Here is a 26110-nt window from a genome sequence, read left to right on the forward strand (position 1 = left end):
TTTTTTAGGTACGTTGTTGCGCTTGGGCGCTCTTGTTGTCTATATGAAAGAGCGCTGAAGCGCAACTACGTACCTTAGCAAAGGAGGGATTTTATTATGTGGCTTTTAATCATTCAATGTTCTGCGGAAAGCTGGACTGTCAATTCCAAAGCTTTCAAAGTCATTGCTGACAAATATCCGGCTACGCCTCTTTCTTCCAAAAAGATGAAAGGCGACGGTCAACGCATCATGGAATATAAACTTGAGAATGTCAATGATGTAGAGGATTTTATGGATGAATGCTTGACTTTAGAGGGTTTTACTGCTAATTTTGAATCTCTGTAAATCTCAAATCAAAAAAGGTACGTAGTTGCGCTTCAGCGCTCTTCCTTATCTCAGGATAAAAAACCGAAAAATCAAAAAGGTACGTAGTTGCGCTTCAGCGCTCTTCCTTATCTCAGGAACAAAGAGCGATGAATCGCAACAACATACCTAAAATCAAAAAGGTACGTTGTTGCGCTTCAGCGCTCTTTCATATATCAGGAGTAAAGAGCGATGAATCGCAACAACGTACCTAAAATCAAAAAAGGTACGTTGTTGCGCTTCAGCGCTCTTCCTTATCTCAGGATAAAAAACCGAAAAATCAAAAAGGTACGTAGTTGCGCTTCAGCGCTCTTCCTTATCTCAGGAACAAAGAGCGCTAAAGCGCAACTACATACCTAGAAGAGTCCTAATGTTAAAATCGGTTGGAGCTACGAATGCGTCCGTTGTAATTGACTGTGATTCTGCCATGTTGGGAAACAGTCACAACTGTCTCAACTGTATAGACAGATGAACCGGGTTTGTAACCTTGAAAAGTAAATGTCCAAGTACCGTCACCATTTTCAACAAAAGGCGATTCGGCTGAAATGCCGTGCATCGATGCTTCGGCTCGATATTGGCCTAAACCGCCGTTAGCATTCTCTGCTGCTTGACGGGCTAAGTTTTTTGCTCGATTCAGTTCGATATTATTGGAAGTAATTGTAATATCCGTGAATTCAGTTTGAGAAGAGCGAAGAGGATTGCTGAAGGCGGGGGAGACTCCCACGGCTAAGGTTGAGAGCGCTAGCAAACAAGCAAGTCGGGTGGTTAGTTTCATAATACAAACTCATTTATAGTTTGTAAACTTTACGCGACTTGCGGTAACATAACCGGAAGAGTTAAAAATTGTCTCAATAGTCTCGAAGTTACAGGTTTTTATGTTTGTTAGTGAGGACTTCAGTCCTCGGATTTGGATGCGGACTGAAGTCCTCACTACGAACCTATTTGGATGCGGACTGAAGTCCTCACTACGAACCTGATTTGGATGCGGACTGAAGTCCTCACTACGAACCTGATTTGGATGCGGACTGAAGTCCTCACTACGAACCTATTTTAGGTTGAATGAATTAATTTTTGATTTTAACTTTGGAATCGGTGGGTGTTTCCCCGTCGTTCAAATAGCGGTAACTCATCTTAGAAATATCCCGAATCAATGTTTGAGCTGGTTTCTCGGTTTCCTGCGGATGCTTTACCATCACTGCTAGTAAATAACGCTTGCCGTTTGGCAAATCCACCATCCCCGCATCGGCTAGCATTGTATTGATGTTGCCAGTTTTGTGAGCAATCACTGCTCCTTCGCCCAAGCCTCTGGGTAGCAAAGTATCGTTTTTGGTTTGGCGCATGATTTGCAAAATGCGATCGCGCGATTTGACCGAAACCAAATTTCCGCGATCGACTTGAGCTATAATATTTATCAAATCCTTCGGGCTGCTAGTATTCGTTCCCTCCAAATCTGGCAACTTATTTCGCAGCACCGTCGCCCTCAATCCCCAGTTGGCAAATTGCTGATTTAAAACTTCCGCACCTCCCAGCAACTCAACGAGCATATTTGTCGCTGTATTGTCGCTGACAACAATCATCTTTTTCGCAACTTCCAAGGCCGAATATTTTTCACCCGGTGCGTCGTCTTGCATATCGCCAGAGCCGCCGACAATGTGTTCCGGTTTCATCGTCAGCACTTGATCTAACTGGATTTTGCCCTCATCTACTGCTTGGAAAAAAGCTACTAAAATTGGCACTTTTATCGTGCTCGCTGAAGCAAAAGGAGCATCGCCGTTAAAATTTAGGTAGCTTCCTGTATCTAAATCAACTAGAAATATTCCCGCTGTCAAAGTGGCATTTTCTGTTGCTATCACCTGAACTTGTGTTTTCAAAGCTGCCATTTCTTGATTCAATTGCAATGCTTCTGGGGTGGCGGTGGCGGCAACTGCGCTATCGGCTGGCTTTGTCTGACCTGCGGGGGTTTCCTGTGTCACTACGCCCGATCGACTCACAGCATTCACCACTGACAGCAGCGTACCGCAAATCACCGCCATCCCAACTCCCAAAATCAGCAACCGAGTAGCATATACCAACGGCGGCACGTTCCCAGTTGCAGAGCGTTTGCCCGGTCTCTGATTCGCTTGCGGGCGCGGTTTCGGCACGGGGGCTTTTTTGACCTTGGGGGCTGTTACCGGGTCTGGAATGCTCTCTGGTGGGGCGCTGGCTCGACTTTTACGGGGTGGGGGGGGAGTTGTCGTTTCGGGTTCGCTGGTGGGATTGCTGGGGGGAGTGCCCACAGGGGAATTCGGTTCGGGAAACTCGAACATATCGACAGCAGCGAGGCCTTTTTTGCGAGGTTGGCGACTCTTCGCCTCCCCAATTTTAGTGGTTTTGGTGGTTCTGGGTTTTCTGGGATTAATTGCTGATTGGGGATTGGACAAAAAGTCCTGCGCGCTCAATTCTTCGGAGGTAGGTGCGGGAGAATTGGCTCTACTTCTCTTGCTGCGGCTTGGTTGTGGTGAGAAAGTCGCAGTTTCTGATGGGGGAATTTCGGAATTGCTATTTGGCGGTTGGGGAGGGCGGCGACGGCTGGATTTGCCAGACTCGCTTGAAGCGCCGGATTGAGGCGGCTGCGGGCCGGAGTTGGCAGAGGCTATCGAGGACATCACTGATAATATCGATCGTTTGGGAAACCGCTCTGCCACGTCTTACTCCTTCTGCACTGTAAATTTCAAGTTTAAGATTTTTTAGCTTAACAGATACATTTAACCCGGCAAATCCAGGACTAAGCCTGATACTACCGTGTATGGCAAGACAGAGAAAGCTGCAAGCTCTCCTGTCAAGGAGGTATCTCTCAAAGCTTTCAACAAGATATTGAAAGCGCCATTTGAATTTCTGTCCACACTTTGAACGGGTTTTTGATGTGTATTCTTCCGTTATGCCTACTACAAAACTACCATATTTAACAGCAGCTTGATGCTTCAACATTTGCTGGAAATGATAATGACTCAAAGTGACCATGGTCTTAGCTGTTTTAGTCGCTAAAGCATTTTTTTTCTCAGTCTACACTACCAGCTTTTACCTAATTATTCAAGAAGTTTCTAGAAAATCATTTACTTTGTATCAACAGCCAATCACTTTTAGATTCTAGATTTTAGATTTACCGGAAATCTGGCTCGGAAGTGCGCGTTTGAGATTGCGATCGCACTTTAATGCTAAACATACCCAAAAATCCCGAAATTTACACAAAAATCTTAGCTTGGCAATCTGAAAATCTCAAATTGCTACTACTCTGACTTAATGTCGCCCGGATTTTCCGGCAACGCCCCATCCAGAGTATCAGAAACTGGCGATCGCGGATAACTTTTCAATCCCCATTCTGTTTGGCGGAGCACGCCCCGCAGCATGGCGACTTCATCCACTGTCGGATAAGCCCTGTTGTACAAACGCCGAAATTTTTCCATCCGACTTGCTGCTGTGTGCGGCTGCAAATAACCAATTTTCAGCAGCAGCCCTTCTAGTTGCTCGTAGTATCCCTCTAACTGTTCCAACGGAACACTGTTGGGGAGAGGGGATGATTGGGAGAGGGAGGGATTGGGAGAGGGGGAGAGGGGGGGAAGGGGAGATTGGGAAAAGATTCGCTCTTCCTTGTTTCTCTCCGTTACATCCGTTACATCCGCTACAAAATCCGTTGCCGAACCTTCTTGCCGGTACAATTCATAGCAGCAAATAGCTACAGCTTGGGCGAGATTTAAGGAAGTGTAAGCATCGCTGCTCTTAATCCGAATCAAGCGCTGGGCGCGGTTTAATTCGGCGTTAGTCAATCCACAATCTTCTCGACCAAAAATTAAGGCGCTGGGGGCTTCTAGCAACCAAGGTAAAGCATCTGCGGGTGATTCTAGCGGCATTGGGTGCGATCGACAATCATCTCCTGTAGTTGCGATCGCCCTGACACATCCTACCAAAGCAGCCGGCAAACTCTCAACTACTGTCGCCGTTTCCAGTATGTCGGCGGCGCGCACAGCCATCAACCGAGCTTCTTCCCCTAAATAATCGCACTGGGGATTTACCAAAATTAATTGGTGCAAACCCATATTTTTCATCACGCGGGCCACAGAGCCCACATTCAACGGCCCTGCGGGTTCGACTAAGACGATTCGGATGTTGGCGGCGGCCGTTGCGATCATTTAATTTTGTAATTGGGCATTGGGCATTGGGCATTGGGCATTGGTCATAGGGCATTGGTCATAGGGCATTGGGCAAACAGGTAATTGGTAATTGACTATTAGAAAAATCACTAACAAGTAACCATTCCCGATTCCCGATTCCCGATGCCCGATTACCTCACCTAATTGAGAAAGGCTATAGTTAATCTACTACTGTCAAAATTAGCATGGCAAAGCAGCGAGCGAAATCTGATTTACCGACTAAAATGTGCCCCGTGTGCGATCGACCTTTTACCTGGCGCAAAAAATGGGCTGACTGCTGGGATGAAGTCAAATACTGCTCCGATCGCTGTCGCCGCCGCCGCAATAGCACAGAAAATTAAGAATGTCTTGCCATTTGCCAAACTGAGGCTAAGATTGCAAAGGAAAAATTTCACGGTTATAAGTATGGCATCGCAACAGGTGCAACCAAAGCTAGTTATTCACGGCGGTGCCGGTAGTTGTCTGCAAAGCAAGGGCGGAATTGAAGCGGTGCGGAAGTCGCTTTACGATGTTTTGGAGGCAGTGTATCCGCTGCTGAAAAATGGCGCAAGTGCCGTAGATGCAGTAGTGCAGGGCTGTCGGTTGTTGGAAGATGACCCGCGATTTAATGCGGGTACGGGTTCTGTGGTACAGTCGGACGGGCAAATTCGGATGAGTGCTTCGCTGATGGACGGTTTGGCGCAGCGTTTCAGCGGCACGATTAATGTGGCTCGCGTTCAAAATCCGATCGAACTTGCTCAATTTTTGCAGACTTCGGACGATCGCGTACTCTCAGATTACGGTGCGGCGGAATTGCTGCGAGAACTTCAGTTGCCGATTTACGATCCGATGACGGATTTGCGATTGCACGAGTGGATGCAGGAACGCCAAGGCAATTTTAACAAATCAATGGCTACTGTGGTTGCGGAACCTGCCTCACCCCCCCTGTCCCCCCTTGGTAAGGGGGGAGAAAGGGGGGTAGGCACGATCGGGGTTGTAGCTTTGGATACTCAGGGACGCTTAGCTGCTGGAACTTCGACTGGCGGCAAGGGTTTTGAGCGCATCGGGCGCGTTAGCGACTCAGCAATGCCGGCAGGAAATTACGCGACGGGCAATGCGGCGGTTAGCTGTACTGGTATCGGCGAGCACATCATGGATGAGTGTTTGGCGGCGCGAATTGTGATTCGGGTAACGGATGGTTTGAGTTTGAAAGCTGCTTTTGAGCGTTCTTTTGCGGAAGCTGACGATCGCAAACGAGATTTTGGTGCGATCGGGATTGATGCTAATGGTGCGATCGCGATCGGCAAAACTAGCGAGATCATTCTCGGTGCTTTTCACAACGGTACGGAAATGGGCAATACTTTGGAAGCAAACAAGGGAACGTTAGTTTTTGTTGCTTAGAAAAGACGTTTGATTTTCGGTATTAGTTTGTAGTGCGGACTTCAGTCCGCAGTATTTGGGATTTTGCGGACTGAAGTCCGCACTACGAACAGATTAGTTTGTAGTGCGGACTTCAGTCCGCAGTATTTGGGATTTTGCGGACTGAAGTCCGCACTACGAACCGTCCGTTTTTGTCCTTAGCAGGATTTGCTAGTTTTAATAATTTAGCAATAATTATTGAGATCAATATTATATTCGCAACTGCCAAACTTTAACTGTACCATTATCGCTACCGCTGACCAGAGTTTCGCCCAAAAGCCCGATCGCCACCGCCGACACCGGGCCCGAATGTCCCTCCAAAGCGTGCAACAATTCGCCGCGCAAATTCCAAATCCTAACAGTACCGTCAAAACAGCCCACAGCAAAATATTTCCCGTCGGGGCTAATGGCGGCGGCGGAAGTGATGCGAATTCCGGTTTGCACCGAATGCAATAATTCGCCTGTTTCCAAATTCCACAGGGCGATCGTTTTGTTGGCATGACAGACTAGAATTTGGCTGTCTGGAGTAATTGCTACATAATTTTCGCTACCAAATGTTCGCCGCACTTCTCCCCCCGGTAATTCCCACAAAGTGACGGTAGCGCGACAGAAACCGCTGGTTGCATTCAGCCCGCTGGCTATTAACATTTTGCCGTTGGGACTCAGGGCGATCGCACTTATGTCATCTCCTTGATAGCCTTTCAAAACTTGCAACAGTTGGCCGCTGTTGAGGTGTTGCAGCTTGACAGTGCCGCAGGTGGTGCCGATCGCCAAAATTTGCCAGTCGGGACTCACAGCCACAGATTCGTGGCGGTGTACGTCTGCTAAACGCTTCATCTGTTCCCCATTTTGCAGGTTCCACAGTTTGACTGTGCCCGCGCGCGATCGCGTTAGCAGCGTTTTGCTAGCAGGGCTGAAAGCAACTAGCAACACAGGGGTTGAATGTCCGCAAATAGTCCGCAGCAGTTCCCCGCTGTGCAAACTCCAAACTTTCACTGTACTGTCGTGAGAACCGGTTGCTAGTAATTGTCCGTCGGGACTGATCGCAGCCGAGAGAATGCTGTCTGAATGCTGGAGAGTTGCTTTTAAGACTGCGGCGGATGAGGTTTTTGGTTGTTTTTTATACCCGGCTATTACCAGCCAGTCGATCGCGTCTCTCCAATTTTTGAGTGCATTTCGGGGCCGCTTTGTCAATATTTCTATGTATCGGTACAAAGTTTTGGATAAGTCAACCTCTACACCCTTGATTTGTTTGTTCAGAAGTACCGCCATCTCAGACGGGCTGTAGCCGCACAGCAAGCCGCACAAGTGCCTTTTTTCCACGGGTGTCAGCCCTCTTCTGGTGTGGGGGGCGAATTCTAGTTTGGCGTTTGCTAAGTCGCTGTAAAGCTTTTCGATGTCCCAGTCGTAAATTGCCCGTACAAACGGTTCTTCGGGTCGATCGAGGTTTGAGGGTATCATTTGTGGCAGTCGCGATCGAGTTCCTAGTCAAAATCCTAACCAAAATCCTAACATTCGCTGTGCGCGATCGGACTGCTTTCACCACTAATCTATTTTTAACACAGCAAACAGCCAAAAGAGTTTCGGGTTGAAAATGCGTTTCAATCCTTACCTTTACAGTTTGCAAAACAACTATACATCAAGCGGAGAAATAGAAAATGTCTGGAATTGCGATCGGCTTATTTTTTGCTCTAGGTTTAGTTTTAAGTTTAGTTGGTTCTATCTGGGGATTGGTTCAAGCTTTCCAAGAGGAGGTTGTTTGGGGTGTGCTTTACCTAGTTGTCCCATTTGCTGGATTCGTTTTTTATGCCAAAAAATGGGGTAATCTCAAAATTAGAAAAACTTTTTTAATTCAATGTGCTGGATGGTTCATGATTGTATTGGGAAGCATTACTACAGCAATTTTTGCACCCGCACCCTCACCTAATGTAGATCCGGGTTCTAACGAGCAATCGCCCTCTGCTTTTCCTTCGGATTCCAATACTTCTCCATCACCTAAGCTATCGCCTGCTCCCAAACGCAAACCATCTCCTTAAGTTTCCGCAGCAACCGTTACGAGCCTAATTCTGTGCTTGTTGCTGCTCAACCATTTGACTTGAAGCAATCGATTTGGAAAACAACTATATATCAAACGGAGAAATAGAAAATGTCTGAAATTGCGATCGCCTTATTTTTTTGTCTGGGTTTTCTTTTAGCTACTGTTGGCTATATCTGGGGATTAGTTCAAGCTTTCCAAGAAGAAGTAGTTTGGGGATTACTTTACTGGTTTATTCCATTTGCTTCCTTAATTTTTTATATTAAAAAATGGAGCAATAAAAAAATCAGAAAAACACTTTTGATTCAACTAGCTGCATGGCCAATGTTTTTATTAGGAGGCATTATTACTGTGGTAAGTTATGGCGCAGAGTTTACAAAATTGGCTCAGTCGGGAACCATAACCGTAAACCAAGGATCTAGCGAGCAATCGCCCTCTTCTTTTCCTTCAGATTTCAGCACTTCTTCATCGCCAAGTCAAGAGCAATCTCCTGCTTCCGAGAAATCTCCTAGTTCCGAGTCATCCCCTCAACTTTCGCCAGCACCTATTCCTGAGCCTAGCTTTGGTACCGTTGGCGGTCAACAATATGACTTCAAACAATCGATGAAGCTCGGTTATGCCTACTACGGACAGGGAGATTATCAAACAGCTTTAATCAATTTTAACAGAGCTGTACAAGCGAATCCCGGCGATGCTGAAGCCCTCAAGGCTGTTGTCGATACCAAAAAGGCGATCGCTCAAGCAAAAGCTAAATAATCTACGTCCACATTCACTTAAAATTGATTCAAAATAAAATCATGAAACAGACAGCAGACAAACTAGAATTCGTAGAAATGTTCGCATTTTGGATGGGGCTATTTGTTGGGGGGAGTTTTTTATTAGTCGGCGTATTTGGAGGTTTGTCTTCTGGCAGTTTTTTCCTTTATTTATTTGCTGTCGTTGGTTTGCTGATAGTGATATTTGTAGAAATTGAGACCATTGCATTTGACAAAAATCTCGGTCATATGACTATCAAGCGGCATAAACCACTCATTGGCAAAAAGAAACTGATCAAACACCTGCTTCAAGATATTTCAGGTGTGGAAATACAGGAGATGTCGAGCAGTGAGAGCAATACCTATCGTGTATGTCTGGTGTTGAACTCAGGTAAGCGACGTGTTCCTCTAACTTCTAGCTTCAGCACTGGTGTAGGAAGCAAGCACAAAACAGCCGAAGTCATTGCGACATTCTTGAATATCACCAATTACGGTATTGATGGCTTTCCCACAAACAAATCTAACGAACTAAAATGGGACACTATAGAAGAGGAAATTGCCCACTGGCAAACAGCAATTAAAAGTGATGCTAATGATGCTGATGCTCGCATGAAATTGGGATTAGCTTTGATGGTTCAAGATGCAACCAACAATAAACAACAAGCAATGGGCTATCTCAAAGAGGCCGAGGCTTTGTTCAAAGCTCAAGGCTATGACGAGGAAGCAATGCAGGCTGCTCAACTTTACGGTGTGGCTTATTGGGGAATGATGGGAAAGCGAGGTTCAGATTATCAAGATTGATGCACTTAGACTCAACAAACCGATGTTTCCCCACCCACCAGCAACTCAAGAATCATCTCCGGGTACTCAGCCATCTCCTCGGATGCAGCATCTGTACCCGGTAGCAAACAAAGATGAATTCAAAAAATTAATGAAACTTGGCTATGTCTGCTACGCACAGAGAGACTATCAAACGGCTTTAATCAATTTTAACAGAGCTTTGCAGGTGCTTCCGGACGATGCTTGTGCTGTCCAGGCTGTTGACAATACCAAAATGGCGATCGTCGGCCGCCGGACTAAATAATCCGTGGATTATAAATTAGTAATTCACATCATTTTCCAAACAATAATAACAGGGTAAACTTATGATTATTCTCAAACAAACACCAACCCAACTAACGATTCAAACTTCTAGAATCTGGAATGGATTGCTATTAATTTCTCCTTTCATCGCAATCGGATTCTTGCAGATTATCTTTGCCTGCAATTGGATAGGGGGAGGCATATTTCTGTTGTTCTCCCTGTGTTTGTTGGACGGCGCGATATCTGAAATCTATATCTTTGATAAAACTTTGGGGAAAATGACCGTTAAACGACGGGGTTTGTCGCTTAATCATGTTGCCGAACGATCAATTCGCGATATTTGTGCGGTGGAATTAGAGGAAATAGGAGATGGCGAAGGAAATTATAGCTACTATGTTGAGTTATTAATGTTGGGTTGCGATCGCATTTGTTTGAGAAGCAATTCAGTAACAGAACAATGCCAAATGGCTGACTTAATCCGCAGCTATGTCTCGACGAGCTACGATCGCACTGAAGCAATATCTTTGCCAAGCAAGTGCACCGGAGGCCTTGTCAAATAATCTGTGCATGATAGAATGGAAACAACACAAAAATAAGCAATTCAATTTTTTGTACCATCAAAAGGATGAATTCATGAAAAAACTCAAGGGAACACCATTTAATGAATTAAAATTTGAACGTTCTAACATCTGGCTGGACTTATTGTCTAGCTTACCCTTAATTGTCCTTGGATTGTGGCTGATTTTTTGTGCACCAACTACAAATCTAAGTTGCCAGAGAATAGAATTTAAGCAAGGCAAGTGTAAACTAACAGAATCAAGCTTGTCGGATTCAAATACTCAAGAAATATCTCTCGATGATTTACTGGGAGCCATAGTTACCAAAGGTAGGAAGGATAGCACTAACGTTGTACTTTTAACCAAATCGGGCAGAATTTCGTTTACGAGTTACAACACTCGTTGGGGCGATAAAAATTATATTGCTAACGAAATCAATAATTTTGTTGCAAATGCCGATCGCAAATCGTTGAATGTAAGTCAAGACGATCGCTGGTTTGGATGGCTATTTGGGAGCATATTTGTGCTGGGTGGGGTATTCAAATATGTTGAGAAACGCGAAGAATTATAATCTATAGATTTGATAGAACTTTCGGCAAAATGACTGTTGAATAACGGGTGGGCGGGTGAATAATTTTACCCAATACTTTTATTCCGAGATTTATGAGTAGAAGTAGGCACAGGAAAATATAAAAATTAAGGTATTCGCTACTATAGCATTTATCAGAAAGATGAGGTATGACTGACAGGTTATATAACCACTAAGCGTATAGGGGCTGAAGCCCAACAACGTACCTCATCTTTCTAAACACCGTTATACTTTAACAGCAGCAAGCAAAAACAACAAATAATAGCTGACTTGATTTGTAGCTACTTGGACAAGCGATCGCACTAAATGAATGCACCTGCGACTTTAAGTACGCGCGGCGCAGCTATCCCTCTGGGCTGAATCGCCCAAATCAATAATTAACGATACTTAGGTAGGCGCCAATAAACTTTACATTCTGTTACATTATAAAGTTTTCTTCATTTTTGTTTGCCATTACTTCCTGTACGATCGCGCTAGAAAGCTAACGTTTGACTCCCAATGAGATAATTAATATATTTTTACGATTCATCTCCTTAGATCGCGGAAAGCTCTCTCAAACGCAGCCGCAGCTTAACTCGCGACACTTGTTGTCGGTCAGAAATTTTAGTGCTAGCCTATTAGCAAGATAAAAAGGGTTATTCCATAGGATCGCTTCCAATAATATATAAGTTAACAATTTGACCTAGCCTGGTCGGGAAGTCGATCTGTAACATCAGTTTTGGAGTTAAAGGGTGAAGTAAATGAAAATAATTAAGCACACGGCAACTGAACTAATAATTCAGACCAAAAGCATATTGGATTTTTGGTTCCCTAGTTGTTTATTAATGACATTTGGACTGATCGGGCTGACTTTTGACTATCATGCAGCAACTTTGATCTGCCAGCGATCGCAGGAAAAACAAGGAAATTGCCAGTTGGTGCGATCGCACTTACTGGGATCGAACATCCAAGAAATTCATCTTGCTGCTTTGCAGGGAGCAAAAGTAGAAAGATTTGGAGCCAAAAGCAGAGTTGTACTTGTGACGAATGTTGGCGATGTTCCTTTGAGTGCTAACTCGACTAACTGGGGGAATAAAGAGGCTGTTGCTTCCGACATCAATTTTTATCTGAAAAATGCAAAATCTCGCTTGCTGCGCTTAAGCCAAGACGATCGCTGGTTGGGATGGACAGGAGGCATATTTTTGCTCGCAGGAGTCGGAGTCATCGCCTTGGGAAATAAAGAAACCTACAGCTTCGATGGAACTTCCAACACCTTGACTGTTAAACGGCGGGGTTTGTTGGCTCGTAAAGTAATTAAACGCTCTCTGTTCGAGATTTATGGGGTGGAAGTCGATCGCACGAGAGATCGGGATCATGATGTTTGGTACCAAGTTAGACTGTTAGTTTCTGGAGGAGATCGCATATCCCTTCCCCACACTATGAACCCTTACAAGCAAGTAGAAATCGCCAAAGCGATTAACAACTACCTCCACGCGCGATCGCACGAAAGTATTTGTAGTGATGATTGCAGTCAGAGTGAAAATTCTGTCGCCTAAAGTCCTCACTACAAACCTGGTTCTTTTTGCGGACTAAAGTCCTCACTACAAACCTAGTTTTTTTTGCGGACTAAAGTCCTCACTACAAACCTAGTTTTTTTTGCGGACTAAAGTCCTCACTACAAACCTGTCTTCACTACAAACCTAGTTATTTTTGCGGACTAAAGTCCTCACTACAAACCTAGTTTTTTTTGCGGACTAAAGTCCTCACTACAAACCTAGTTCTTTTTGCGGACTAAAGTCCTCACTACAAACCTAGTTCTTTGTTTCGATCTTTCAATTTCCAACCTGGTTTGATAACTTGGCGCGATCGCGCAATTACTAAACAATCGTCCGGCACATCTTCCGTTACCGCAGAACCTGCGGCCACAGTCACATCTTCCCCCACAGTTATCGGTGCAACTAGCACGCTGTTTGCACCGATTTTAGTGCGATCGCCTATTTGAGTTTTGTGCTTATTTTTGCCGTCGTAATTGGCGGTAATTGTCCCTGCACCGATGTTGACTTTTTCTCCCAAAGTCGCGTCGCCTAAATAAGACAAGTGAGCGACATTAGTTCGATCGCCAATTTGAGTATTTTTCAATTCTACAAAATTGCCGACGCGACAGTTGGCGCCTATTTGTGCGTGTCCCCGCAAGTGTGCGTAGGGCCCAATTCGTGAATTTTCCGACACCGTACTGTCCGAAATTACCGAATAAAGCACAGTCACGTTTTCTTTGATTTGACTGTTTTCAATCAAACTACCGGGCCCGATGCGACTTCCAGAGGCGATCGAAGTTTTACCCCGCAAGTGAGTTTGCGGTTCAATTACCACATCCGGCTGCAACTCTACGGTATCGTCGATCGTGATGCTGTTGGGATCGATCAGCGTCACGCCCGCTTTCATCCACTTATCCTTTACCCGCGCTTGCAAAATATCGGAAGCTGTAGCTAAATGTTTGCGATCGTTAATTCCCAAGATTTCTTGATAATCTTCAACATCCACCGCCATCACGGGAGAGAGAATACTTACCGTATCAGTTAGGTAATATTCTTTTTGGTCATTGTCTGCTTTTAAATCTGGCAAAATTTTCTCTAAATGCGGCCAGTGAAAACAATAAACACCTGCATTGATTCGCTGGTTTTTCTTTTGAGCTGTTGTACAGTCGCGATCTTCGACAATTTGCTGGACAAAGTTTTGACTGTCAGTAAATACTCGCCCGTATCCTTGAGGATTCGGCAAATTAGCTGTCAATATAGTAGCAGAGTTTTTGTGCTGTTGGTGAATTGCCATCAATTGTTTGATAGTTTCTGCCCTCAGCAAAGGTACATCCCCATTTAATACCAGCAAATCTCCTGGAAATCCCTTTAAGTGAGGCAGCAATTGCTGGATGGCGTGACCGGTTCCCAATTGTTCGGTTTGTTCGACAAATTCTAGGGGAGGAAAATCAGGATTTTCCGGTATTTCTTGACTTTCCATCAGGGATTGTTTAACGAGTTCACCTCGATAACCGACTATGACAAGTCGCCGAGAAATTTCAATTTCTTGACAACTTTGGAGGACTCGCTCAACTAGCGATCGACCACCCAATTCGTGGAGAACTTTGGGCAAGTCAGATTTCATGCGCGTGCCGCGTCCAGCAGCTAAAATTGCTATTGCTATCATTGTGCGATCGAGCTATTTGCTATAAAAACTAGAATATTGACTAAATGATGATATCACTCGCTGTCCGTCGATGGCACTGCGATCGCACAATTTTTTAATCTCCAATCTCGAATCCGGGCGTACTGCGTCTTTTTCCAGCCGGATGTCCGTTTGAGGCGCTACGGTTGTGGTATCTGGAGTTGCGCGCCCGATATCAAATTTCTGAGGACTGAAGTCCTCACTACGAACCTGAGTTCGTTTCGTAGTAAGGACTTCAGTCCTTCCCCAAGAGATGGGACGGAGACAGAGAGAAATTATTTGCATCTTTGATCTGGGATTTACCGAGATAGATTATACTGTTCGTTGAATTTCAGTTATGGTGTTTTCAACTCAAAAAAACTATTAGTTCCTTCTTCCGACTTCCTTCTTCCGACTTCCTTCTTCCGACTTCCATCGGACTGAATCCGTTACATCCGTTACATCCGCTACAGAATCCGTTGCCGAACTTCCTTCTTCCTTCTTCCTTCTTCCTTCTTCCTTTCTTTCTGCAATCAGGTGTCCAGCTATGACAGAGCTTAATTTTCAGGAACTTGCCAAGCAGGGAAATCCACAGGCGATCGCATCTTGGCTCAACAGCCAGTTGCCATCTGAAGGGATCGCAGCCTCCGCGAATCTCAACGGCGACTGTTTGGATGTAATTCTGGAGGCAGAGCAACTACCGATAGAAGATACATTAGTTGATTTTGTCCGTGAAAAACTGACGGATTTGCAGCCAAATTCGATTCGCAAAGTGAAGGTTGAGGGGCGAGAAAGCGGTGAGATTGGGGCTGCTTGGAGTCAAGAGTTTAGTTTGGAGAGCAGCATTTTGGAACCACAAAGCTTTGCAGGAGAATCTGTCCCTAATATTGCGGTTGCTAATGTTGCTAATATGGACGATCGCACAGAAAGAGAGAGTACAGATATGGATGAGGAGAAATCGCCGGAATTGGCTGCATTTGAGAACCGATTGCGATCGACTTTCATTGTCGTCGGGCTGGTAACGGGTATTTTGGCGATCGCCGTGGTGGCATTTGTCAGTAAGATGTTAAACGAGCCGCCAGCAACTGCTCTGAAGAATCCAGATGAAACTACTGCCAATGTAGCAACTGTACCGGATACCTTTCGAGAAGCCGTTAACAGCGCAGTCAAAGCAGCAGAGTTAGGGCGATCGGCAAAAACGAAGGAAGATTGGACGATCGTTGCCGATCGCTGGCAAGAAGCGGTATCGTTGATGAGAAGAGTACCCGTGTCCAGCGCCAACCACGAACTAGCTCAGACAAAAGTAATCGAGTATCAAAAATATCTGCTTTACGCTCAAGAATCAGCAGTAAATCCACCTCCCCTAGAGCCAACTCCCGCAACAGCGGTAAAACCTAATCCTAAGAAAGCTAATTCCGAAAAAGAAAGTTCCAAAAAACCTAATTCTAAAAAAGCTAATTCCGAAAAAGCCGAACCGGAGAAAGCAACTCCTTCTCGATAAATTAGGTACGTAGTTGCGCTTAAGCGCTCTTGCTTATATATATAAAAGAGCGCTTTCATCGCAACTACATACCTGAAAATTAGCTTAGATCTTCCAAAAAAGCCGAACCGGAGAACAAAAGGTACGTAGTTGCGCTTCAGCGCTTTTTCTCATGTATCTCAAAGAGCGCTTAAGCGCAACTACATACCTAAGAATTAGCCTAGCTCTAGCGCTATTTCTTATATATCTCAAAGAGCGCTTAAGCGCAACTACATACCTAAGAATTAGCCTAGATATTCTGCGGGTATTTATGAAGTACCGAGAGATGTCCTATCACAAATTTGAATAGTTATGAATGACAACAATTTAATCGTTTCCCCTGAATGGTTGGCCGCCAATACCGAAAATCCGCAAGTGGTAATTGTGGACTGTCGATTTGCTCTCGCCGATCGAAAATTGGGACAAAAACAATATCAAGAAAGTCACATTCCCGGATCTTTCTATTTAGATTTAAACGAAGATCTGGCGAGTGTAGTTGGCACCCACGGCGGCAGACACCCGCTGCCCAATATTGCAGAATTAGCTAAGAAATTCAGCGCTATCGGCATTAATTCATCAGAAACTTTAGTCGTGGCTTATGACGATTCGCGACTGGCATTTGCATCTCGTTTGTGGTGGCTGCTGCGATACATGGGACACAGCAAAGTCGCTTTGTTAGACGGCGGTTTCAGCGCTTGGAAAGCGGCGGGATATCCGGTAACAGATACTTGGACAAAACCTCGCGCGGGTAAATTTGTAGTGCAATTGCAGCCAGATATGGCGGTAGATATCGAGGCTGTAAAAGAGCGAAAAGACTTGCCGGAGACAGTTTTGGTTGATTCGCGAGAAAGTGAGAGATACGAGGGTTTGCGGGAGCCGATCGACCCTATTGCAGGCCACATTCCGGGTGCTGTCAACTACCCTTGGCAAGGAGTGACCGAGGAAACTGGAAAAGTGCGATCGAACTCCGAACAAAAACAGCGGTGGGCGGAATTAGAAAAAGCCGAAGAAATCATCGTTTATTGCGGTTCCGGCGTGACAGCTTGCGTAAATTTACTATCCTTAGAAATCGCCGGAATTCCCGCTGCTAAACTCTATGTCGGTAGCTGGAGTGACTGGTGTTCCTATCAGTTGTAGAGTGCATATCAAAGCACCAATAATATCAAATCCGATTGCATCGTCTTGTATTCATCTCTATCTTCTCTCTCTGCGCCCTCTGCGCCCTCTGCGGTTAAATAATTCCGATACAACCGGAAACGATAAAAGTTAGTCGTAGGGTGCATCGCTCAAAAATAGTTGCAAGCAGCCAGAGTTTTTCGTAGCGACGCACCCTACGCAATCGTGGATGATAAAGGGGTTTTCTGACCCGGATTTGGTATAAGAAATAAACGGGGTTTTTAACTCGGACTTGGTATTATAGCAAATCCGATTTGACAACCTCCCTTTATCTTCTGACTCTTCTTTCTTCTTTCTTCTTTCTTCGCGTTCTTCGCGTCTTCGCGGTTCAATCATCAAGGGGGATATGTTACCCAGATTTAGTATCATACCCTAAAAATCGAAATAAATATAAGGTAAACCGCCTTCCGGCGCCAACACCCAAACCGCATACAAACAAAGCGGCACTAACACCAATTTCACTGGCCAATTTAACTCCAACTTCAAACCGCGACTCAAAATATAATTCCCCAGCATTGCAGCAGCCACAGCAGCCAACATCCAAGTTAAATGTATTCTTTCCAAGCCCAAAGCTTCCACATAAACTTTATGCGAAAACTGCACATCAGCAGGATGCCCCCACAAATGCGAAATAGCCCATCCCGAATTCTTTAAATCGGGAAGCCGGAAAAATATCCAACTACCAAAAACCATCGCCTGAGTTAACAGCCAACCGATCGCCATTCCGATCGGATTTTCCCACAAAAAGTCGATCCGCAACTTCTTAAAAGTCACATCCGTCACCCGGTGCACCGCCAAAGCCAAACCGTGCAAACCCCCCCACACTATGAATCCCCAAGCTGCACCGTGCCAAATTCCCGCAATTAACATGACGAGAGACAAATTGAAACAAGTGCGCCACAAACCAACGCGCGAACCTCCCAAGGGAAAATACAAATAATTCCGCAGCCAATCCCCCAAAGTCATGTGCCAGCGCCGCCAAAAATCAGCGATGCTCGTACTAAAATAAGGAAAATCAAAATTTGGTGGCAAGTACCAACCCAGCAGCAAAGCAGTACCGCGCGCCATGTCAACGTAGCCGCTAAAATCGAGATAAAGTTGCAGCCCGTAAGCAAAAATCGCCAGCCACAAATCCTCGCTACCAGCGCGCTGCAAGTTGGTAAAACTTAAATCGACATAAATTCCCAAGTTGTCGGCGAAAAGACCTTTTTTGACTGCACCAAAGGCGATCGTCCAAAGGGCCTCAGAAATGCGATCGGGCGTCGGAAATTTCTGGGATTTGAGTTGATATATCAAATTATGATAGCGAGTAATGGGCCCGGAAATCAGTTTCGCAAAAAACAACTTGTAAGCAGCAAAGTGCAGCAGCGAAGTAGCAGCCGGCGCGCCTCGGTACACGTCAATCAAATAAGCAATGCATTCAAAGCAAAAGAAACTCAATCCCAGGGGTGCGATGACGTGAGTTTTTACCCAGTTAGCACCGTCGAGAGCAACAGGCCAATTTAACAAAGTGCCGATCGAATTCAAGAAAAAAGGTACATACTTAAAACCCAGCAGCAGCAAAACATTCAGCCCTATTCCCAGCCACAGTACCAACAAGCGCCGGCGATTCCAAGATTCATTAGCAATCCGCCAATCCAAAGGTTCCCCAATCGCCATCGCCAAGCAGTAATTAAACACAACACCGACTAACAGCAGAGGAATGTACCAAATTTGCAGGGAAGCGTAAAAAATCAGACTTCCCGCCAGCATGACAAACAGCCGCCACCACCGCAGGGGAACCAACCAGTAAGCCGCGAACAAAACTAATAAAAACAGGGCATATTGAAGGGAAATGAAAGTCATGCGATTTTAGATTTTGGATTTGGGATTTTAGATTGCAGAAGTGGGAAGGGCTGATTCTGTATGTGGGTTGGGAGCGCGAGGCTACTGTTTCATTGTTTTTTAAATCGACACTGAAGCTAATACTAACTATTAAAATTTGTTTGCACTAGGCGATCGATGCCAGCGGTGCGCCGCTACTGGAAAAATCGTTTTTTGAGAGATTGTGAATGGCGGCACACCCTACGGTTACTACTGAGAACGCATACATTTTACAGCATAAGGGTTCGTAGTACGGACTTCAGTCCGCTCTGCTGCTGCGGAATGGGAGAGCGCACTACAAACCATGTTTGTTATCCTAATCGATCGATCGCGATATCCACACCTCGAAACTTTACCATCGTTGGCGGTGCACGTCACAGTACAATGGATTTCTGCCCGCAAGTCTTTCACCAAATAGCGAAAAACTCTTTTGCTCCTTCACGATCGCAACTTTTGGTACCCGATCGCGCGCAGCCGATCGCAAATTCTCGATCGCCCGCCCTGTTTCCTCTGGTTGAGATGCCGAGATTTGGGCAGATACTTCTGAATCTCCAGTTGAATCTCCAGCATAGGCGATCGGCAAATTCACCAAAAAAGTCGAACCCACCCCGGGCGAACTTTCTATTTCAATACTCCCCCCCAGAAATTCAGCCATTTTTCTACACAGAGACAATCCCAATCCTGTGCCTTTCACTCCCTTCTGCAAGTGATTTTCGACTTGGACAAATTCTTCAAAAATCCGCGTTTGGTCGGCGGTTGGAATTCCTATACCCGTATCAGCCACTGAAAAAGTAACCATTCCCCCCTTTCCCATTTCGGCGGCAACTCTGACTTCTCCCGCTTCGGTAAATTTCAGCGCATTAGAAATCAGATTCCGCAAAATCTGAGAAACTTTTCCCTCATCCGTAGTAAGAGTTGGCACTTCCAAAGGCACTTCAAAAATTAGACTGACGGGCGAGTTTTGCGGTAGCAGGGGGCGCATCATTCCGCGCAGCGCGCTGAACAAATCTTCGACTTCAAAATCAGCCACGCGAACCGTTACTTTTCCGGCTTCCACCTTAGCTAAATCTAACGAATCATCAACAAGTTCTGCGAGAGATTCGGCAGATTTGCGAATAAAATTTAATTGCTTATCTTGTTCCGGCGAAAGTTCTCCGTCGATGCGATTTAACAAGATTTCGGAAATACTGAGAATTGTCGTTAGCGGAGTGCGAAACTCGTGACTCATGTTGGAGAGAAAGCTGGTTTTGAGTTCGCCCTCTCGCTGGAGAGATTCGGCTTTGTCGTTCAATTCGGCATAAAGTGCGACGACTCCGCGATTCGTATCTTCTAATTCTTGATTTAATTGTACGAGTTCTTCTTGGCGCTGGCGGAGTTCGTCTAAAGTTCGCAGCAATTCTTGATTTTGCTGCTGAATTTCCGCATAGGGATCTTCAGGAATTTGGCGGGCTAGTTTATCAAGTAATTTGTTTAGATCGATCGCACTCAGCGCAGGCATCTGCTTAGAAAACTGCTTGATTAATTGTACAGCCGTCCCGCGATCGCGCGCCGCATCGATTTGCACCTCATCCATCAACCGTTTGGCTGCTGCTAAACCGAGGCCCGCACCAGTTTGCGATCGAAAATTGGGACTCAAAACCTGCGCTAAATCAGCAATTCCCGGCCCGCTATCAGAAATCCGAGTCCGAAAAACCTGTGGCGATTCCCCTTCCACAAAAAATTCTACTTTACCGCCACCTGCATATTTAAAAGCATTGCGGGCAATTTCGGAAACTGCCGTCGCGATGCGCGTTTGTGTTTGGGAATCGAATCCCAACAATGCGCCTATTTGGCGAGCTCTTTGGCGTACTTGTACGATGTCTTGTTCAAAGCGGACTTCCGTTGTCAGAATTGGGTAAATCATGCCTTTTTCGCATTGAAGCATTGGGGATTGTCGATCGGGAAATCACTCATGACGATCGTGATTTATAGTTAGCCTACAGTTTCACGCTTGTTAGCAAATATTCTCAAGCTGTTTGTCTTACCAGAAAGAATTGGTTGAAAGCCTCTGGCTTTGAGGGAGAAATTAAAATCAGACTATTCATTACTTCAATTCTTGGACTTAATGGTAGAGTTCGCTCTTAAACTGTCAACTAAGAGGGCAGGCACGGGGGCACTGCCCCTACAACTGTCAACTGTTGAACTTGGCTACTACAACTGTCATGTCATCGCGAGTGCGTTTAAAGTCTCGGTAGAGTACGGCTGCAATTAAAGCCGGATGTCTCGCAGCCAAACCCGGGTAGCGGTTTAAATCCCACTGTGCCGCCAAACCATCGGAGTGCATAATTAACAAGGAATGGGACGACCAAGGATAGACAAATTCTGCTACTTTACGCATCATGTGTCCCACAGTGCCGTTGTAGGAAACCATGCTGCGAGTTTGGTTATCTGTGAACACTACAGCAGTAATGTTGCCAACTCCGGCAAAACAGATTGTTTTTTGAGTACGATCGATCTGGGCGATCGCAGCAGCCGCTCCTCTGGTATTTTTTAAAGCAGCGTGAGCCTTCTCTAAAATAGCTTTCGGCCCGAGTTTAGCGTTTTCCCCAAAAACTCGCACAGCTTCCTGCGAAGCTTCCTCAGCCAAAACCCCGTAGCCAAGCCCATCAGCAACTAAAATCAGATTTTTGTTCAGATGATTTTGCGTCGCCCAGGAATCGCCACAAATTTGCTCTCCTACTTTCGGCAAGCGAACAACCCCAAATTCCAAATAATTGCTGTTTTCCGAAGCTTCCGCCCGATTCTGGGTAGGGGAGAGTCGCATTAACAAAGCAGTCCCCAGTTTCGGTACAGAATGAATATCAAAAAAACTAGAAAGGCGTTGAATCGCGCCGAGTCCGGTTCCCAGAGTTCCCGCAGTCGAAAAACCATCCCGCAAACACTGACCGACATTTGCCATACCCGGCCCCCGGTCTAGCGCTACTATTTGAATGCTATATCCTGCCGCTGTTTGTACGGTTTGCAGCAAAATTTCTCCTTCGCGGGCGTGTTTGACAACGTTTTTTGCTGCTTCGGCGATCGCAATTGCAACTTTACCGCGATCGGTCTCATTAAATCCAACTTCGGCCGCCAGGGCGACTGCAATTCGTCGCGCTTCTCCGACTTGACTTTCTTCTGTTACGGGTAAGGCTAGGACATTTATCATTATTTGTCTAGTTCTAATCTCAAGCTAGTGCACATTTCAAAAGTAATTAGTTGTTAATTGTTATTTGTTAGTTGTTATTTGTTAGTTGTTACTGACTTCAGAAAACTAATTTCTGAGAATATTTCTAGTTACCCAACCTAAAACTCGGAGAAACCCAGTTTCTTGCCCATCATCAATCGTTTTAAAAACCGACAACTGTCAACTGTCAACTGTCAACTGTCAACTATCAACTGTCAACTGTTGAACCCCTCTCATCTCCAACGGACGATCGCAATTTTAGTTCCCTTACCCACCTTAGAAACAATCTCAAACTCGTGCATCAACCGCTTAGAACCGCTGAGCCCCAAACCCAAACCACGATCGGAAGTATAACCATCAGTCATCGCCAATTCAATGTCTGGAATTCCCGGGCCCTTGTCTTCAAATATCAGCCGCAGCCCTTTGCGAGTACCTAATTGAAGCATTTCTAGAGTTACAGTTCCCCCCTTGCCGTAGTCTACAGTATTGCGGGCGAGTTCGCTGGCTGCGGTAACAATTTTCGTTTGGTCTACCAAGCCGAATCCCATTGCTACAGCCCAGGTTCGCACTTGCTGCCGGACGTGGACTATATCGGAGGACGATCGAATTTCTAGTGTCTCACGTTTTGACATGGCGGCTACTCTAGTTAAAATAGAACTTCTCCACAAAACATATGAAGTGACACTCCTCACGCGAGTTCCTTGTAATAAATCTTCACAGTATCAAAAACGTATTTACCAGAAAGAATTGGTTGAAAGCCTCTCCTTAAAAGGAGAAATTAAAATCATATCATGTCCGGTTGATTGCTATCACAAAAACTGTTTGTAGTGCGGACTTCAGTCCGCTTGATTCTCCGGACTGAAGTCCGCACTACAAACCTTACTTATTGGTCAATCGAGCAGACATAATATCAGATGATTCATTACTCCAATAGTCTTCCTTCTGGGTAGAGGTCGTTGTCAATTGTCAACTGTCAACTGTCAACTGTCAACTGAAAAAACAACCTGTTTTTAAATTATCTGTCTCTAAATCACCGGACAAATCATTGACTTTTTACACCTCTGAATCAGACAAACCCAAGGATTTCCGCAATAAATTCATCCCCTTCTCAACGCTTAAAGCTGTCCTAACTCCTGTCAAAGAAAGCCCCAATTCAACCAGCGTAATCGCCACCGCCGGCTGCATCCCCACCACAACTGTTTCTGCATCTAAAAATCGGGACATGGTAGCGATATTGTTGAGAATGCGACCGATAAAAGAATCTACGATTTCCAGGGAAGAAATTTCGATTAAAACTCCTTTGACTCCTGTTTTTACTATGCGGTTTGTCAAGTCGTCTTGCAACGTCATTGCCAAGCGATCGTGCATATCTACTTGGATGGTCACTAACAGAAATTCTCCCATTTGCAGAATAGGGATCCGTTCCATAAATTCACCTCTATTTGAGTTTTGAATTAAATAAGTTTTTAGGCACAAACACAATATAGCGGTTGTCAATGTAATAGACAGAGCAATTCCAAATTACCAATTCCAAATTACCAATTAAGTAGGTAGGTAGGTAGGTAGGTAGGCGCAAATAAACCACCTCATGTAACAGAATGTAAAACCCCAGTAATCCCTGCGTTGGCGAAGCCTGCCCGAAGGGCTTATGCTTCGCTTCACTTCGTTTCGCTCTCTTCGGACATATTGATGTATTTTTATACTCATCTACTTACCAATTACCAATTACCAATTACCAATGCCCTGTTTGGCCAATGCCCTGTTTGCCCAATTCCCAATGACCTGTTTGCCCAATGCCCTGTTTGCCCAATTCCCATTTTTTTTATCTTTCCTCTTTAATATTTTTAATAGTTAAACCTTGGCGTTGCAAAGCTACTTTAAAAGCATCTGCCAAAGTCGCTTTAGTCAGAATATCCTGCAAATCAACTCCCAAATGAACGATGGTTTGAGCGATTTGCGGGCGAATGCCGCTGATGATGCACTCAGTACCCATCAAACGGGCGGCGGCTACAGTTTTCAATAAATGTTGAGCGACTAAAGTATCAACAGTCGGCACCCCTGTAATATCTAAAATTGCAAATTCTGAGCCTGTTTCCATGATTTCCTGCAACAGAGTTTCCATCACTATTTGAGTGCGGGCGCTGTCAAGAGTTCCAATCATGGGTAAAGCGAGAATACCTTGCCAAAGTTTGACTACAGGTGTTGACAATTCGAGCATTTCTTGCTGCTGGCGTTCGATGACTTCTTCGCGGGCTTTAAGAAAGATTTCTGTCACCCAAAGACCGAGCTGGTCTAATAAGCTGGTGGAAAGCCAAAGTTGTTCGACAAGTGCGTCGCGGTTTTGTGTCAATTCGCGACAAAGCCGATCGAACAATGGCTTTTTGAAGCATAAGATAAAACTGGCTATCTCCGATGGGGTAAAGCCCCTCTGAACGCGCGATCGCGAAACTTCGGCCAGCAGCAGCCGCATATTTTCCCACTCTGGTGTCTGGATGTCGCTCAAGTTACCGTGTCCCACAGCTATTTGGAGCAATTGCAGGAACTCTTGACACTCCGATCGCAATTCCTTCGCTCTCATCAAGTCGTCCCGCCGCAGCCCGGTGTTTTGCAGTTCTTTGAGCCAGTCTGCTAGTAACTCAGCTTTGTTTTTTTCGAGGATTTCCGCGATCGTGTGATTGCTTGTAAGTTCCATTAAAATTATCTCCTGCTTAGCAATTTGGTTGACACTCCCTGGTCTGAAGACGCGGGGATTCTTAAGGACAAACTTTGGGGGGATGAATCCGCCCAAAGTTTAATTCTTAAAGGGTTAGTCAGTAACCCGCTACCCACTCGCTCAATTATTGAGTCTATGGCAAATGATTGATTTCCTAATGATGTTTGCCGCACCGTTAACATCTGCATTCAGAATTAATTTCTGAGCAGAACGGTACAAACCTCGTTTAATTCTTTTACCAGACGGTTGCCAATTGTCGGGTTTTTCACCAACTTTCACTGGCAGTACGTCTCGATCCAAGAAGCTAGCTTTTGAGGTGTAGGATTCGTCTTGCTCTACAAATCTCCATCCCCTGAGAGCGCACTCTTGTTGTAGTCTATCTTTGACTTTAGCTGTGGGTATTTGGACAAAGTTTTGATTAGTATTTTTTCCCATATTGACTTCTTGCTTCTGTCCTTTATTCCAGCCAAAAACTACGACATTGATTTGGTGATTTTCGCAATACCCTATTATGCTTCTAACTGCTTTATTTACTGCATCTCTCATCCTTCTGCCGCGGGTTTCTGACAACTGTTGCAGTCTTTTTGACGAGAAACCTTTGGGTAACTTGTATTGAGTGTGCGCCGATTGCACTCGCGCTTTTTCCTTATTAAACCACTGGTTCCAAGACTTCAGCTTTCGACCATCAATGATGAAAGGCTTACTATTACTAGAAACACAAGTCAACCAGTTATTGATGCCGTGGTCGATTCCCAAAACCCCTGTTACTTCCAGACTACAACTAGCGGCTTGTTCAGTTAGACTTTCATAAACATACTCAAGCCAGACTTCGCCATTTCTAGGGATTAGCCTGAGTTCTTTAATCTGGCAATCTTTCAGTCTTTCTGGTAAAGTCACCCAGAGCGCATCTGTCCCAAAGTGTTCTTTGCCTTTGGTTCCTAAAGGCAATCGTACCCGATTACCCACTATTTTTAAAGCTTGACCAGGATAGGAAACTTGGTACATCGCCCCTTTAGTCCTGTACTTGGGTAGCCTCGGTTTTTGATTAAGCTCTCCTTTCTTGGCTAACTTTTGTAGGGTTCGGAAAGAGCTAAAGGATTCAGCGACCGATTTTAAAGATTGTTGCGCGACTTGCGAGTAGAGTAAGCCGTAATTCTCGTTGCCTTTGGCAATTTTGTACAAATCTGGGTATTTAATTGCACCTTTGTCCTTAAAGTACCGTTGCCGACTTTCGTAAGTCCCTACATTAAACAGATTGTTTGACCACCTCAACAGTTGCTCGACAATGGTTTTGTCGAGTCCTGTTAAATGCCACAGGTCTCTTTGTACTGCGTACATCTTTTTTTTACCCTCCTTGATTGATTTTACTAGAATTGGTCAATATTTAACTGGCAGGATAAATCCTCAAATCCCCTTTCATCCCTTGACTAAAATCGCAGGGTTTTCAGGGTATTTCTTATAAAATTGTACGAGCGATCGCACTCTTGGTATTTTGGATGGGGTAACTTCTGAGT

26 protein-coding genes are annotated in these 26110 nt (G+C 45.1%); 12 read left to right on the forward strand and 14 right to left on the reverse strand.

Translation table 11 applies throughout. The features are described 5' to 3' along the window. Nucleotides 1-96: 96 nt before the first annotated feature. A complete protein-coding gene (locus tag QZ918_RS12595) occupies nucleotides 97-324 on the forward strand; it encodes a hypothetical protein (RefSeq protein WP_293146531.1) in 228 nt (75 codons plus the stop codon). A gap of 391 nt (nucleotides 325-715) precedes the next feature. Here the strand turns inward: QZ918_RS12595 and QZ918_RS12600 are convergent, their stop codons facing one another. The 4 genes from QZ918_RS12600 to QZ918_RS12610 all read right to left on the reverse strand — a co-directional run bounded on the left by QZ918_RS12600 (nucleotide 716) and on the right by QZ918_RS12610 (nucleotide 4508). Then, nucleotides 716-1117 (reverse strand): hypothetical protein, encoded by a 402-nt coding sequence (locus tag QZ918_RS12600; protein WP_293146533.1) that lies wholly within the window; start codon nucleotides 1115-1117, stop codon nucleotides 716-718. 289 nt (nucleotides 1118-1406) lie between these two features. Then, the gene (locus tag QZ918_RS12605; RefSeq protein WP_527250404.1) at nucleotides 1407-2987 is read right to left on the reverse strand and encodes a serine hydrolase; all 1581 of its coding nucleotides are present in this window, start codon (nucleotides 2985-2987) and stop codon (nucleotides 1407-1409) included. Further along, nucleotides 2881-3342 (reverse strand): zinc ribbon domain-containing protein, encoded by a 462-nt coding sequence (locus QZ918_RS33260; protein WP_527250402.1) that lies wholly within the window; start codon nucleotides 3340-3342, stop codon nucleotides 2881-2883. Before QZ918_RS33260 ends, QZ918_RS12605 begins: the two co-directional genes overlap by 107 nt. A gap of 266 nt (nucleotides 3343-3608) precedes the next feature. Further along, the gene (locus QZ918_RS12610) at nucleotides 3609-4508 is read right to left on the reverse strand and encodes an RNA methyltransferase (RefSeq protein ID WP_293335395.1); all 900 of its coding nucleotides are present in this window, start codon (nucleotides 4506-4508) and stop codon (nucleotides 3609-3611) included. A 206-nt stretch (nucleotides 4509-4714) separates the two neighbouring features. Between QZ918_RS12610 and QZ918_RS12615 the strand changes: the two genes are divergently transcribed. Continuing rightward, nucleotides 4715-4870: a DUF2256 domain-containing protein gene (locus QZ918_RS12615; protein WP_106149998.1), complete on the forward strand. Its 156-nt coding sequence runs from the start codon at nucleotides 4715-4717 to the stop codon at nucleotides 4868-4870. Between the two features lie 64 nt (nucleotides 4871-4934). Then, entirely contained in the window at nucleotides 4935-5909 is a 975-nt protein-coding gene (locus QZ918_RS12620) for an isoaspartyl peptidase/L-asparaginase (protein WP_293335397.1), read from the forward strand. Nucleotides 5910-6137: 228 nt separating this feature from the next. On the opposite strand, the gene QZ918_RS12625 is transcribed toward QZ918_RS12620, so the two are convergent. Beyond that, complete coding sequence (locus tag QZ918_RS12625; protein WP_293335399.1) at nucleotides 6138-7388, reverse strand: WD40 repeat domain-containing protein; 1251 nt, start codon at nucleotides 7386-7388, stop codon at nucleotides 6138-6140. A 197-nt stretch (nucleotides 7389-7585) separates the two neighbouring features. On the opposite strand from QZ918_RS12625, the gene QZ918_RS12630 reads away from it, so the two are divergent. The 7 genes from QZ918_RS12630 (at nucleotide 7586) to QZ918_RS12660 (ending at nucleotide 12481) form a co-directional block, all read left to right on the forward strand. Continuing rightward, nucleotides 7586-7963 (forward strand): hypothetical protein, encoded by a 378-nt coding sequence (locus QZ918_RS12630; RefSeq protein ID WP_293335402.1) that lies wholly within the window; start codon nucleotides 7586-7588, stop codon nucleotides 7961-7963. A 110-nt stretch (nucleotides 7964-8073) separates the two neighbouring features. Further along, on the forward strand, nucleotides 8074-8718 hold the full coding sequence (locus tag QZ918_RS12635) for a tetratricopeptide repeat protein (protein ID WP_293335404.1): 645 nt from the start codon (nucleotides 8074-8076) through the stop codon (nucleotides 8716-8718). 23 nt (nucleotides 8719-8741) lie between these two features. Then, nucleotides 8742-9518 (forward strand): tetratricopeptide repeat protein, encoded by a 777-nt coding sequence (locus QZ918_RS12640; protein ID WP_293335407.1) that lies wholly within the window; start codon nucleotides 8742-8744, stop codon nucleotides 9516-9518. 22 nt (nucleotides 9519-9540) lie between these two features. Further along, the gene (locus QZ918_RS12645; RefSeq protein ID WP_293335410.1) at nucleotides 9541-9801 is read left to right on the forward strand and encodes a tetratricopeptide repeat protein; all 261 of its coding nucleotides are present in this window, start codon (nucleotides 9541-9543) and stop codon (nucleotides 9799-9801) included. A gap of 61 nt (nucleotides 9802-9862) precedes the next feature. Continuing rightward, entirely contained in the window at nucleotides 9863-10360 is a 498-nt protein-coding gene (locus tag QZ918_RS12650; protein ID WP_293335413.1) for a hypothetical protein, read from the forward strand. A gap of 73 nt (nucleotides 10361-10433) precedes the next feature. Then, the gene (locus QZ918_RS12655) at nucleotides 10434-10928 is read left to right on the forward strand and encodes a hypothetical protein (protein ID WP_293335416.1); all 495 of its coding nucleotides are present in this window, start codon (nucleotides 10434-10436) and stop codon (nucleotides 10926-10928) included. A gap of 842 nt (nucleotides 10929-11770) precedes the next feature. Then, nucleotides 11771-12481 carry a hypothetical protein gene (locus QZ918_RS12660; protein WP_293335419.1) on the forward strand — a complete coding sequence of 237 codons (711 nt, stop codon included), beginning with the start codon at nucleotides 11771-11773 and terminating at the stop codon, nucleotides 12479-12481. A 247-nt stretch (nucleotides 12482-12728) separates the two neighbouring features. Here the strand turns inward: QZ918_RS12660 and glmU are convergent, their stop codons facing one another. Both glmU and QZ918_RS12670 read right to left on the reverse strand, forming a co-directional pair. Further along, nucleotides 12729-14126, reverse strand: a complete 1398-nt coding sequence (gene glmU, locus QZ918_RS12665) for a bifunctional UDP-N-acetylglucosamine diphosphorylase/glucosamine-1-phosphate N-acetyltransferase GlmU (RefSeq protein WP_293335422.1) — start codon at nucleotides 14124-14126, stop codon at nucleotides 12729-12731. 12 nt (nucleotides 14127-14138) lie between these two features. Further along, nucleotides 14139-14429 (reverse strand): hypothetical protein, encoded by a 291-nt coding sequence (locus QZ918_RS12670; RefSeq protein WP_293146566.1) that lies wholly within the window; start codon nucleotides 14427-14429, stop codon nucleotides 14139-14141. 241 nt (nucleotides 14430-14670) lie between these two features. Here QZ918_RS12670 and QZ918_RS12675 point away from each other — a divergent pair, with 241 nt between their 5' ends. After that, nucleotides 14671-15624, forward strand: coding sequence for a hypothetical protein (locus QZ918_RS12675; protein WP_293335425.1), 954 nt, complete (start codon nucleotides 14671-14673; stop codon nucleotides 15622-15624). A gap of 330 nt (nucleotides 15625-15954) precedes the next feature. Next, nucleotides 15955-16779 carry a sulfurtransferase gene (locus tag QZ918_RS12680; RefSeq protein WP_293146570.1) on the forward strand — a complete coding sequence of 275 codons (825 nt, stop codon included), beginning with the start codon at nucleotides 15955-15957 and terminating at the stop codon, nucleotides 16777-16779. A gap of 411 nt (nucleotides 16780-17190) precedes the next feature. Here QZ918_RS12680 and QZ918_RS12685 read toward each other — a convergent pair whose 3' ends face one another. From QZ918_RS12685 to QZ918_RS12715, 7 genes are all read right to left on the reverse strand, one after another. Beyond that, entirely contained in the window at nucleotides 17191-18663 is a 1473-nt protein-coding gene (locus QZ918_RS12685) for an MBOAT family O-acyltransferase (protein ID WP_293146572.1), read from the reverse strand. A 370-nt stretch (nucleotides 18664-19033) separates the two neighbouring features. Then, nucleotides 19034-20605, reverse strand: coding sequence for an ATP-binding protein (locus tag QZ918_RS12690; RefSeq protein ID WP_293335428.1), 1572 nt, complete (start codon nucleotides 20603-20605; stop codon nucleotides 19034-19036). A gap of 246 nt (nucleotides 20606-20851) precedes the next feature. Continuing rightward, complete coding sequence (locus QZ918_RS12695) at nucleotides 20852-21865, reverse strand: ATP-binding SpoIIE family protein phosphatase (protein ID WP_293335431.1); 1014 nt, start codon at nucleotides 21863-21865, stop codon at nucleotides 20852-20854. Nucleotides 21866-22116: 251 nt separating this feature from the next. Beyond that, nucleotides 22117-22515 (reverse strand): anti-sigma regulatory factor, encoded by a 399-nt coding sequence (locus tag QZ918_RS12700; RefSeq protein ID WP_293146578.1) that lies wholly within the window; start codon nucleotides 22513-22515, stop codon nucleotides 22117-22119. Nucleotides 22516-22936: 421 nt separating this feature from the next. Beyond that, nucleotides 22937-23311, reverse strand: coding sequence for an STAS domain-containing protein (locus QZ918_RS12705; protein WP_293146581.1), 375 nt, complete (start codon nucleotides 23309-23311; stop codon nucleotides 22937-22939). 394 nt (nucleotides 23312-23705) lie between these two features. Continuing rightward, nucleotides 23706-24575: an STAS domain-containing protein gene (locus QZ918_RS12710; RefSeq protein ID WP_293146583.1), complete on the reverse strand. Its 870-nt coding sequence runs from the start codon at nucleotides 24573-24575 to the stop codon at nucleotides 23706-23708. Nucleotides 24576-24716: 141 nt separating this feature from the next. Next, the gene (locus QZ918_RS12715) at nucleotides 24717-25934 is read right to left on the reverse strand and encodes an RNA-guided endonuclease InsQ/TnpB family protein (RefSeq protein ID WP_293335434.1); all 1218 of its coding nucleotides are present in this window, start codon (nucleotides 25932-25934) and stop codon (nucleotides 24717-24719) included. Nucleotides 25935-26110 lie beyond the last annotated feature (176 nt).

Origin of the sequence: Microcoleus sp. CAWBG58 (assembly GCF_020883045.1) — a bacterium.
Classification (GTDB): domain Bacteria; phylum Cyanobacteriota; class Cyanobacteriia; order Cyanobacteriales; family Microcoleaceae; genus Microcoleus.